The organism is Bacillus sp. TCT6, from assembly GCF_056033845.1.
This window is the reverse complement of sequence record NZ_JBVYHX010000001.1, coordinates 3,182,685-3,195,097: the sequence shown is the minus strand read 5'-3', so window position 1 is coordinate 3,195,097 and position 12,413 is coordinate 3,182,685. Positions and strand designations below refer to the sequence as shown.

Annotated in this window: 7 protein-coding genes; 5 read left to right on the top strand and 2 right to left on the bottom strand. The window is 37.8% G+C overall.

The features are described 5' to 3' along the window. Positions 1 to 101 precede the first annotated feature (101 nt). A complete protein-coding gene (gene argH / locus AC0ONG_RS16160; RefSeq protein ID WP_000813972.1) occupies positions 102 to 1,610 on the top strand; it encodes an argininosuccinate lyase in 1,509 nt (502 codons plus the stop codon). A gap of 66 nt (positions 1,611 to 1,676) precedes the next feature. Next, the gene (locus tag AC0ONG_RS16155) at positions 1,677 to 2,510 is read left to right on the top strand and encodes a GNAT family N-acetyltransferase (RefSeq protein WP_016098797.1); all 834 of its coding nucleotides are present in this window, start codon (positions 1,677 to 1,679) and stop codon (positions 2,508 to 2,510) included. A gap of 35 nt (positions 2,511 to 2,545) precedes the next feature. Here AC0ONG_RS16155 and AC0ONG_RS16150 read toward each other — a convergent pair whose 3' ends face one another. Further along, positions 2,546 to 3,295: a (S)-benzoin forming benzil reductase gene (locus AC0ONG_RS16150; protein ID WP_001271058.1), complete on the bottom strand. Its 750-nt coding sequence runs from the start codon at positions 3,293 to 3,295 to the stop codon at positions 2,546 to 2,548. A gap of 116 nt (positions 3,296 to 3,411) precedes the next feature. On the opposite strand from AC0ONG_RS16150, the gene AC0ONG_RS16145 reads away from it, so the two are divergent. Continuing rightward, positions 3,412 to 10,884, top strand: coding sequence for a DUF7507 domain-containing protein (locus AC0ONG_RS16145; RefSeq protein WP_474203618.1), 7,473 nt, complete (start codon positions 3,412 to 3,414; stop codon positions 10,882 to 10,884). Positions 10,885 to 10,933: 49 nt separating this feature from the next. On the opposite strand, the gene AC0ONG_RS16140 is transcribed toward AC0ONG_RS16145, so the two are convergent. Further along, a complete protein-coding gene (locus AC0ONG_RS16140; protein ID WP_000966310.1) occupies positions 10,934 to 11,491 on the bottom strand; it encodes a CatB-related O-acetyltransferase in 558 nt (185 codons plus the stop codon). 110 nt (positions 11,492 to 11,601) lie between these two features. Between AC0ONG_RS16140 and AC0ONG_RS16135 the strand changes: the two genes are divergently transcribed. Then, positions 11,602 to 11,943, top strand: a complete 342-nt coding sequence (locus AC0ONG_RS16135) for an ASCH domain-containing protein (protein ID WP_001268365.1) — start codon at positions 11,602 to 11,604, stop codon at positions 11,941 to 11,943. Beyond that, positions 11,940 to 12,335, top strand: a complete 396-nt coding sequence (locus AC0ONG_RS16130) for an NUDIX hydrolase (protein WP_000620834.1) — start codon at positions 11,940 to 11,942, stop codon at positions 12,333 to 12,335. The genes AC0ONG_RS16135 and AC0ONG_RS16130 overlap by 4 nt, the downstream gene beginning before the upstream one ends. Positions 12,336 to 12,413: the final 78 nt, after the last annotated feature.

Here is a 12,413-nt window from a genome sequence, read left to right as displayed (position 1 = left end):
ACTCGGTGCAGAGAGCACCGAGTTTATTTTTATGTACAAGCACTTTTTTTCTATCTCTGGGTATGATGGGTAGTAATACTTAGGTGAGAGGGGAAAAGGTGATGAAACAGAGTAAGGAAGAGTTTATAAAGAGTGAAGGCGCTGATTTCCCTGGAAAAACATATGTGGATTGTGTATTACAACATGTATTTGATTTTCAACGAAATTACTTATTGAAAGATATGTTTCAAGTGCATAAAGCACATATTACGATGTTGACTGAAGAAAGTTTAATGAAAATAGAAGAAGCTAAAGTTATATTAAACGCACTTAGAAAAGTAGAGCGAATACCAAAAGATAAATTGGTATATACAGAGCAGCATGAAGACCTCTTTTTTTTAGTCGAACATTTAATTTCTCAAGAAGCGAAATGCGATTTTGTAAGTAATATGCATATTGGTAGGAGTAGAAATGATATGGGTGTAACGATGTATCGCATGAGTTTAAGGCGATATGTAATACGGTTAATGGAGCATCATTTGTTATTGCAAGAAAGTATATTACAACTTGCCGATGATCACAAGGAAACGATTATGCCAGCTTATACACATACACAACCAGCACAGCCAACAACATTTGGTCATTATACTTTAGCAATTTATGATACGATGCAAAGAGATTTAGAACGAATGAAAAAAACGTACCAACTTTTAAATCAGTCTCCAATGGGGGCGGCTGCACTCTCTACAACAAGTTTCCCGATTAAACGAGAACGAGTTGCTCATCTACTTGGATTTACAAATGTAATTGAGAACTCATATGATGCTGTTGCCGGGGCGGATTATTTATTGGAAGTTAGCTCGCTACTTATGGTAATGATGACGAACACGAGTAGATGGATTCATGACTTTTTGTTGTTAGCAACGAAAGAATATGACGGTATTACTGTTGCAAAGCCATATGTACAAATCAGTAGTATAATGCCGCAAAAACGAAATCCCGTTTCAATTGAACACGCTCGTGCAATTACGAGTGGTGCTTTAGGAGAAGCATTTACAGTATTTCAAATGATCCATAATACGCCATTTGGTGATATTGTCGATACGGAAGATGACTTGCAGCCGTATTTATATAAAGGAATTGAAAAGACCATTCGTGTTTTTTGTATGATGAATGCAGTTGTTCGAACGATGAAAGTAGAAGAAGAAACGTTGAAAAGTCGTTCCTATAAACATGCAATTACGATAACTGATTTCGCAGATGTTTTAACAAAAAATTATGACATTCCATTTCGGCAGGCGCATCATGCAGCAAGTGTTATTGCGAAAATGTCATTGGAGCAACAAAAGGAGCTGCATGAATTACATTTAAAAGATGTAAATATATACTTACAAGAAAAGTTTAAAATACATTTATTAGAAAAAGAGTGGGAAGAAATTGTATCGCCAGAAGCTTTTATTCAAAAAAGAAATGTATACGGTGGACCGAGTAAAAAAGAAATGGAGCGCATGATTAAAAATCGAAAAGAGTCATTTCAAAATGAAGAAGAGGTATTTGAAAGGGAAAAACAAAGAATTTTACAAGCTGAAACGAATTTGAATTCATTAACTTTGAATATTGTTGAATCGTAAAAGAGGAATTTAATGAATTAATCGCCAATACTTTATGAAACTATAAATAGAGAGAAGAGATTGTCGATGATTCAATTATATGTATATGAAGAGATTTTTCATTTTAAAGAAGATGTTACAACATTTCTAGAAAAGAATGAGCAGGAAAACAATCTCATATTAGGTGTATTACAAATGGTCCAAGAACCGATATTTATGGGGATAGCGAAACAAGGAGAAGAAATTGCCGTTGTATTTCTGCAAACAGAAGAGAAGAAACAAATCATTGTTGCAACTTCTGAAATTGCAGGAGTAGCTATTGAGGAACTTGCAAAAGAGTTAACGAAAGTATACCCGGATATTCCTGGATTGATCGGTAATAAGAAAATTGTACAGAAATTAGCGGAAGAGATTGCGGTATTAGAAAATAAGAAAACGAATGTTGCAATGGAGCAAGGTGTGTATGAGCTGAACAGAGTAAAGAAGAGGTGTAATGCGAACGGACTTTTCCGGGCAGTAAATAATGATGAATTACCATTAATAGAACAGTGGATATATCAATTTTGTGAAGATGTAAAGCTTCCTACTACGAAAGAAGAAGCAAAACAAACTGCGCATACATTAATAACTACAAATCGACTGTTTGGTTTGGAAGTGGATAGGAAACTCGTTTCTGTAGCTGCAAAAACGAGACCAACTAAAAATAATATAACAGTTAATTTTGTATATACGCCGAAAGAAGCAAGGAAAAAGGGATACGCATCTAATTGTGTAGCGGCACTTAGTCAACGTATGTTAGATGAAGGGTACAAGACGACTACGTTATATACTGATCTAGCGAATTCGACATCTAATAAAATTTATCAAGAAATCGGTTATGAGCAAATTGCGGAGTCTGTGCTTATATTTTTAGAGAAGTAGAACAAAAAGGTGTGCTAAAATAGCACGCCTTTTTATTATTCATCAATCCTAATAACCTCGCCTTGAGGGAAGTCCTCAGTTTCTAGTAAGTTACGAATAGCTTTCGCAACATATTCAGGTGATAATAGTTTTCCTTCTTCTTTTAATGCAATGAAGCGGTCCAAATTTATAAAATCTTCTTTATTTGTTTCACGAATTTGTGATTGCATATTTGTATCAACAACACCAGGTGCAAAAGCGACGATTTTTACTGGATATTCTTTTTCTACTTCTTCAGTTGCTACGCACTGTGTAAACATATTTACACCAGCTTTCGTTGTGCAATAAGCGCCCCAGCCAAAGTAAGGATTTTTTCCTGCACCAGATGAAATGTTAATAACGCGTTTATCTACTTTCCAGCCTTTCGTATGCTTCATAAACGTAGATGTAAGAATCATAGGTGCAAGTAAATTAATGTGAACGTTCGTAATGAATTGTTCGCTTTCAGCTTTTTCGATTGGCTTCATAGGTGCAACTGTACCCGCATTATTAATTAAATGAATAGAGGATACATTTTCTTTTCTAATAGATGAAATGATCTCTTTAAAGTTAGTTTCTAAGTTATGTACATCTTGAAGATCTAGGGAATGAAAAATGCAATTGCTGTTATATTGTTCTGCAAGTTTAGTAAGCTCTTTATTTTCTCTTCTAGAAATAGAGATGACAGTTGTATTTTTTTCTAATAATTGCGTGGCAATAGCTTCCCCTAAACCTTGTGAAGTTCCTGTTATAATAACATAGCGCATAGTTTTATAAACTCCTCTCATATGTGCGGAATTTTGTTGGACAACGTACATCCCATAGGTTGTCTACATTTTATAGTATAGAGCACTTTTTACTATAAATGAAATGAGATGATTGTGTGCCTTTTATAAATCGTTTTACGACAACAGTACCTGGTGCCGTCACGTTCACTGGGAATACACTGGGACTTAGTCCTACATCACCTGCACCAGGTAATATTTTTGGTACACTTGCTGTGTTTACGACAGTAAATACAGCATTGCAAGTACCAGGATTCCCAGCAGGGACAACAGATGAATGGGAATTGAATTCTTCAAGTGCAATTTTAAATCTTCCAGCGGGAAGCAGTGTGTTATATGCAGAATTAGTTTGGGCTGGTACGTTCCGGACTGATACGGAAGATGTGTTACCATTTTTAAATGATAACATTACATTTACAACGCCAGCAGGGACGTTTTCTGTTACGCCAGATCCTGTTACCGCGCAGCAAGGTTCAGTAGGAAACCAGTTTTATTATGCTCGCTCTGCCAATGTAACGAATCTTGTTAGTGCAGGTGGAGCAGGAACATATACAACGGGTGCTGTGCCAGCTGCAAGAACTTCAGCCGACCCAACAATCAGTCGTTCAGCTGGATGGACGCTTGAGGTTGTGTATCAAAATGCCAATTTACCACTTCGAAATTTGTCAGTATATGCAGGTCAAGAAATTATTGATGCTTCATCACCACCAGTTGATGCCACTATTTCAGGATTTGCTACTCCAGCTACAGGAGCTGTAACAGGACGAGTGCTCGTAACTGCTCAAGAAGGTGATTCTAACATTGTTGGAGATCAACTTCGCTTTGGACCGAATGCAAATGCTACAGTTGCATTATTCGGACCGAGAAATCCTGCGAATAATTTTTTTCAGTCACAAATTTGTAATGACAGTGGAAATTTAGATACGAGTGGCACGTTTGGAGATTTGAATCAGCCGTTAGGGATAGCTTTGGCCGTCCGAAGACAGGGGTGGGAAATTACAAATGTAGATGCCTCCTCATCTTTAGTAAACAATCAAACATCAGCAACGGTTCGATTCGTTACTAATGGAGATGGATACGCTGCAGCTGGTTTTGGGGTTCAAATTGATGCAACGGGGCCAATTATTAATCCTGTTAAATCGGTCAATAGAACAGTTGCAGGAGTTGGAGATATTCTTACCTACACAATTACAGTTCCTAATACAGGTACAGGAAGTGCAGAAAATGTTATATTACAAGACAGTATTCCGAACGGAACGACGTTTGTTACAGGTAGTGTAACAGTAGGTGGAGTAACACAGCCGAATGCGAACCCTGCTAATGGAATTAATTTAGGCACAATCCCAAATAACACGCAAAGAATTGTTACATTTCAAGTACGAATAACATCGTTTCCGAACCCAAATCCTATTCCAAATCGTGCAATGGTGTCATATCAATTCCGTCCTTTCGTTAGTAGTCCTCCTATTACAAGTACGTCTTCTTCAAACACAGTACAAACGACAGTGAATCAAGCGACTATAAGTATGCAAAAATCTGTAGATTTACAGACGGCAACGCTTAATGATGTATTAACGTACACAGTTAATGTCACAAATAATGGGAACGTTACTGCAAACAATGTTATTTTTGTTGATAGTATACCTGCTGGAACAACATTTGTTCCAAATAGCGTTACAGTGAATGGAGTAGCACGCCCAGGAGCGAATCCAGCAAGTAGTATAAATCTTGGAAGTATTAATGCTTCGCAAACGACTATAGTGCGCTTTCAAGTTCGAGTAACATCTAATCCTCTTGTCAATCCAATTCCCAATCGTGCAAGTGCTACATTTACCTTTACTCCAGTGCCTGGTCAACAACCAGTTTCAGGGCAAGCGACAAGTAACACTGTAGTTACGACCGTTAACATAGCTGATATAAGAACGAGAAAAACAGTGGATAGAGCTTTTGCGACGGTAAATGATGTTCTTACGTACACTGTTACAATTGAAAATACAGGAAATGTACTTGCGACGAACGTTATTTTTCAAGATCCGATCCCAATTGGAACGACATTTATCGCAAATAGTGTGACTGTGGACGGGGTTTCACAACCTGGGGCAAATCCAGCAACTGGGTTTACAGTAGCTAATATATCTCCTGGCGGAAGTAGGACTGTTACATTTCGAGTACGAGTTACATCTACACCATCGGGAGGTACGATTGCGAATCGCGGAAATGTGTCTGCTAATTTCGTCGTTATTCCGAATCAGCCACCGATAACAATTAATAGACAAACGAATACAGTTGTGACACAAGTTAATACAGGCGGTTTAAATGTAATAAAAGAAGTGAATACAACGCAAGCGGCGGTAGGGGATACTTTAACATACACAATTGCCGTCCAAAATACAGGAAACGTTCCGTTAACAAATGTATTTTTCCAAGACCCTATTTCTTCTGCTGTTTCATTTGTTGCAAATTCTGTAACAATTAATGGAGTATCGCAAAGTGGATTGAATCCGAATACAGGATTTTCTCTTCCGAATATTCCTGCGGCTCAAACAGTTGTAGTCACATTTGACGTATTAATTGTACAGGATCCAGAAAATGAAGATATTTTAAATCAAGCAAATGTAACAGCAAGTTTTCAAGTGAATCCGAGTGAACCACCAGTAACCATCAATGTTCCGAGTAATGTTGTGAATACGACAGTACAAACAGGGAACTTTGAAGTTGTGAAATCAGTGAATACGGCTGTTGCAACTGTAGGGGATATTTTAGTATATACAATCGAAGTTATAAATGCAGGTAGTGTACCAGCTACAAATGTATTTTTCCAAGATTCAATTCCACAAGGGACATTATTTATTGAAAATAGTGTAGTTGTGAATGGTGTTTTACAAGAAGGGGCAGATCCAGAACTTGGATTCCCATTAAATGATTTGCCTACTGGCGCGAGTGTTATTGTTACGTTTGAAGTATTAATTGATGAAATTCCCCAAGGGAATAATGTCGTAAATAATGCGAATGTAACTGGAGATTTCCTTGTAAATCCAACAGAGCCACCGATTACTGTAACAGTACCAAGTAATACTGTTATGACGATTGTGAATTCTTCAGGGTTAAATGTAATGAAAAGTGTAAGTGCTACTGAAGCCGGTGTAGGAGATACGTTAACGTATACAGTTCGTATACAAAATAGTGGAACGGTGACAGCGACAAATGTATCATTCCTTGATCCGATTCCAGTTGGAACCACTTTTGTAGCGAATAGTGTAACAATAAACGGGACACCTCAACCAGGTTTAAACCCGACAATTGGATTTCCACTTGCTAATATTCCAGTAGGAGGTATGGTGACGGTCACTTTTCAAGTGGCAATCACGAGTGTACCACCAAATAGAGTTCTTCCGAATAATGCGAATGTAACTGCTGATTTCCAGGTAAGTCCTCTCCAGCCACCAATTACAATTGTAACGATTAGTAATATTGTTGTGACGCGAGTGAATGTAGGATCACTTAATGTAATGAAGAGTGTAAATACACCACAAGCTGGTGTAGGAGATACGTTAACGTATACGATTCTTATTCAAAATACAGGAACTGTTCCTGCAACAAATATTGTTTTTCAAGATCCAATTCCGTCTGGTACTGCGTTTGTAACAAATAGTGTGACGATAAATGGAGTTGTTCAGCAAGGTGCGGATCCTATGCTAGGTTTCCCGGTACCAAATATTCCGGTCGGGCAAACGGCTACGATTACGTTTCAAGTTACAGTGACGAGTGTTCCGAGCGGTGGAAATATAAGAAACCAATCGAACGTTACTGCAAGTTTTCTTATAAATCCAGCAAACCCTCCAATAACGACTGTTACAAATAGTAATTTTGTAGTGACGCAAGTAAACACAGCACAGTTAAATATACAAAAATCTTCATCTGTACAACAAGCAGCACTTGGAGAAACTTACACGTATTCTGTTGTCATTCGGAATAACGGTACAGTAACAGCAACGAATGTCTCTTTCCTTGATCCAATTGCTTTAGAAACAACATTTGTAGCAAACAGTGTAACGATAAATGGAACGCTACAACCTGGATTTGACCCAAATGTTGGTTTCCCGCTTCCTAATATTGCTGCTGGAACATCATTGACAGTAACGTTCCAAGTTACGGTAGTTGCACCGTCTACACGTGGAGCAGTATTAAATACAGCATCTGCTACAGCCACTTTCTTATTAAATCCTTTACAACCACCTGTAACAACCACGAATTCAAGTAATACAACGGTAGTTACAATACCGTTACCTCCTCCTGGTGAAGTAACAGCAACAAAAACAGTTGATGTTGCAACTGGGGCCGTTGGGGATGTATTAACGTATACTGTGCTCATTTCAAACGTAGGAATTATCCCTGTTACAGATGTGTTCTTCCAAGATGTCATACCAGAAGGAACGACGTTTGTTGACAATAGTGTAACGATAGGTGGAGTGCAGCAACTTGGTTTAAATCCAGAAATAGGATTTACAGTTACTCCATTATTAATCGCTGGTGGAAGTATTGAGGTCACATTCCAAGTGACGATTACAGAAATTCCAGATAATGAAGTCATATTAAATGATGCAGATGTTACATTTACTTCACAACCAAATCCGCAGGAACCACCGATTACGGAAACGGTATTAACAAATTTAGTCGTTACGACAATTAATATAGCGTTTATTTTTCCATTGAAACTAGTAGATAAAGAAGTAGCGACGGTAGGAGAAATATTAACGTATGATGTATTGATTTTTAATTTCGGAACAGTGCCAGCGACGAATGTTCAATTTATCGATACTACTTCCGCGGGTGTAGCATTTGTACCAGGAAGTGTGAGCATAAACGGGGTACCAGCACCAGGATTAGATCCTTTCATTGGTTTTACAGTTCCAGATATACCTGTCGATGATTTTGTACTTGTCACATATCAGGAAGTGGTTACAAGCATACCAGAAGGTGGAACGATTGTTAATTTTGTAGACGTTACAGCTACATTTGCTGTAAGTGAAACAGAACCGCCTATTACGGAAACAACGACAAGTAATACGACATTAACAGAAATCAATGAGCCTGGTTTGAATGTTTTAAAATCAGTGAGTCAGCCGGTTGTTGCAGTAGGCGATACAATCACATATACAACAGTAGTTCAAAATACAGGAACAGTGCCAGCAACGAATGTTCAATATAGTGATGTATTACCTTCCTCTATAGCATTCGTACCGAACAGTGTAACGATAGATGGTGTGTTACAACCTGGATTCAATCCGAATAACGGATTCCCGCTTCCAGATATAAATCCAGGTGAAAGTGTAGAAGTGACCTTCCAAGTAACCGTTGTTAGTGCGCCATCAAACGGAACAATTGCCAATACGGCAAATGTAACTGGAAGTTTTGTATTAGTACCAGGAGAACCACCAGTTATAGTAACAGAGCCGAGCAATACAACACTTACAACTGTAAATAGAGGGCAATTTAATGTTATTAAACAAGTAAATAGGGTTGCTACTCTCGTTGGAGATATATTAACGTATACGGTTCAAATAACGAATACAGGAACAGTAACAGCTAATGCTGTTCAGTTTGTTGATACCATTTCAGCAGGGGCGTCATTTGTACCAAATAGTGTAACGATAAATGGAGCCTCGCAACCAAACTTAAATCCAATTACTGGATTTGGAGTTGGAGATATACCGGTAGGTGAAACAGTTATAGTGACGTTTCAAGCGACAGTTACAAACATCCCGTCATCAGGAACAATTACGAACGTTGCAAATATAACAGGAAGCTTTACTTTAGTGCCAGGAGAACTACCAGTTGTAGTAACAGAGCCGAGTAATACGACGATAACTAGAGTGAATAGAGGACGATTCAGCGTTATAAAATCTATAAATAAAGAAGCGACACGATTAGGAGATACGTTAACGTATAGTGTGCAAGTTACAAATACAGGAACGGTAACAGCAACGAATGTTCAGTTTATCGATGTTCCATCACCTAGTTTAGAATTCGTTCCTGGAAGTGTACAAATAAATGGGGTTCCGCAAGTAGGTTTAGATCCATTTGTAGGCTTTGCATTGCCTGATCTTGCAGTAGGGGATAGTGTATTAATTACATTTGAAGTAAATGTAATCGCAGTTCCGCCTTCTAGTAGCGTTATGAATACAGCAAGAGTAACGGGAGATTTCGAATTGATTCCAGGAGAACCTCCGTCTACAATTACAAATTCAAGTAATACGACGGTTACGCCGGTAAATAGAGGCAGCTTAGATATGCTAAAAGAAGTAGACCATTCAGTTGTTGGTGTAGGAGAAACGGTAACGTATACTGTTCGTATATTAAATACTGGTACTGCTGATGCAATGAATGTTCAATTTATCGATGTGCTATCTCAGGAAGCTGATTTCATTCCAAATAGTGTAACGATAAATGGGGTTCCGCAACCGGGGTTAAATCCGCAGATTGGATTTACGATACCTGATATACCAGTTGGTGAGACGGCACTTGTAACATATGAAGCTACGATTACAAGTTTTCCGGATGGTGGAACAGTAGTAAACGTTGCTGGAGCGTTAGCAGAATATATTTTAGTACCAGGAGAGCCGCCAGTTACAGTGATGGACACGAGCAATACAGTTATTGTAACGGTAAATACTGCAATCTTATTTGTTGCAAAAGGAGCAAACTTTGAAGTAGCAATGATAGGGGATGTTGTCACTTACGGAATCGCTGTTATAAATGATAGTACAGTTCCTGTGACCAATATTGTGTTAACAGATATCATTGATCCGAATACGCTATTTATAAATGGTACGGTAACGGTAAATGATGTACCTCTTCCATTTGCTAATCCGAATACTGGTATTCCGTTAGGTGATTTTCAGCCAAATGATGCAGCAATTATTAATTTCCAAGTTGTAATAACAGGAGGGCAAGTAAATAATTTAGTTACAAATACCGCTACAGCGAATGGGCTCGCAACTGTAAATCCGAATGAGCCGCCAGTAGTAGTTGAAGGTGATAGTAATACAGTTGTTATCCCGTTTATTCCTCAAAATGTCTCAACGACAGTCGTAAAAACGGCAGATTTACAGGCAGCAACAATTGGAGATGTCATTACGTTTACGACAGTCATCACAAATACGGGTGATACTGTAATGCAAAATATTCGTTTTCAAGATATGTTAGATAGTAGTGTTCGATTTGTTCCTGGAAGTGTAACGGTTGATAATAGGCCAGTGCCGAATGTAAGCCCGGCAGTAGGGTTTCTTATCGGAATTTTAAATCCTGGTGAAGCAAGGACAGTTTCGTTCCAAGTAGCAGTACAGAGCGCGCCAAATGGCTCAGGAAATTATATAAATCAAGCGAGTATTCGTTTTGAACATCAAGTAGGCACAGTATTGCCACCTGTTACACAAATAGTAGAAAGTAACATAGTTGTCATTCCATTTGTTCCAACGATTGAACAAATTTGTGAAACAAACTTTAATTGCTTAGATAAAATTCCATTTCAATGTTCTCCGTGTAATCATTTGCATGGACATAAAAAATAAAAACAGAAAGAGCATCCTGAAAAATAATTGGATGCTCTTTCTGTTTTAATCATATAGATTCATTTTCGGGTGAGGTGAAAAATTCGTCGGTTTTGTCGGAGAGTAGTAATGGAATGGCTCCTTTTATAACAGAAATGTCCCAGTCCCACCATGCGAGATTCTCTAGTTTGTCAATCGTTTCTTGTGGGAAACGATATCGAACAAATTTTGCAGGATTACCAGCTACAATTGCATACGGGGGTACGTCTTTTGTAACAACGCTTCTGGCGCCGATAATGGCCCCGTTACCAATTGTAACACCAGATAAAATGCAGGATTGATAACCAATCCATACATCATTGCCGACTACGATATCACCTTTTGAAGAAGGGTGACCAGTAATATGTGCTCCTTCATCAAAAAGTGCATTAAATGGATAAGTTGTTATCCAGTCTGCGCGATGTTCACCGCCGAGTATGAAAACGACTTCTTCTGCTAATGAACAAAACTTACCTATTTTTAATTTTGTTTCATCGTTCCAAGAAAAAATGGTTGGCCCTACTTTACTATAAGTATAATCACCAATATCATATTTATTATATTCAGGTTTTTGATTTAAATATAACATGCTTCTTCAGCCTCCTTTCTCAATTAAGCGATACGTATGGAATATTATATGCAAGATGTAGTAATGTGAACTGTATTAATAGGTGAAATGAAAAAAAGGGAGTGGGATGTATGCGATACGAAATGGGTTTATATAATAAACCGTTTCAGTCAATTCAATCAGGAAAAAAAGTATATGAAGTACGCCTATACGATAAAAAACGTCAACTAATAAACAAAGGCGATGAAATCGTATTTACGAATCTTACGACGACAGAAATGATGACGGTAAAAGTAACGGAAATAAAGCGATACGAGAGCTTTAAATCTATGTATGAACAAATTGATAAAAAATTATTGGATTGTGAGAATGATAGTTTAGAGGAAATGTTAGAAAGTACATACAAAATATATACGAAAGAACAAGAAAAAGAGTGGGGAACAGTCGCGATTCGTATTGAGGAAATAAAATGATAAGAAATCGCGGGGCGGCTATCATTGTACAGGAAGGGAAAATTGCTCTTATAAAACGTATTCGAGAAGAGGAAACATATTATGTTTTTCCTGGCGGAGGGGTTGAGGAAGGTGAAACGCCTGAAGAGGCAACGAAAAGAGAGGTATATGAAGAATTAGGGCTACATATAAAAGTGGAGCACCTTATTGCAAAGGTAAAATATAAAGGAAATGAATATTATTATGGTGCCTATATTACAGGCGGAGTGTTCGGAAGTGGAACAGCTGAGGAATTTCAGCGGGAAGGTAGAGGAAGTTATATTCCGTTATGGCTACCGATAAACGAGTTGGAAAAAGTGAATATAAAACCTTATGAAGTGGTCGGAAATATATTTAATCATTATAAAATATAACGTCTGACAACATACAAAAAAAACCATTGACATAGGCTTCTGATTTAAGTATTGTATTCGAGTATGTTTATAATCAGG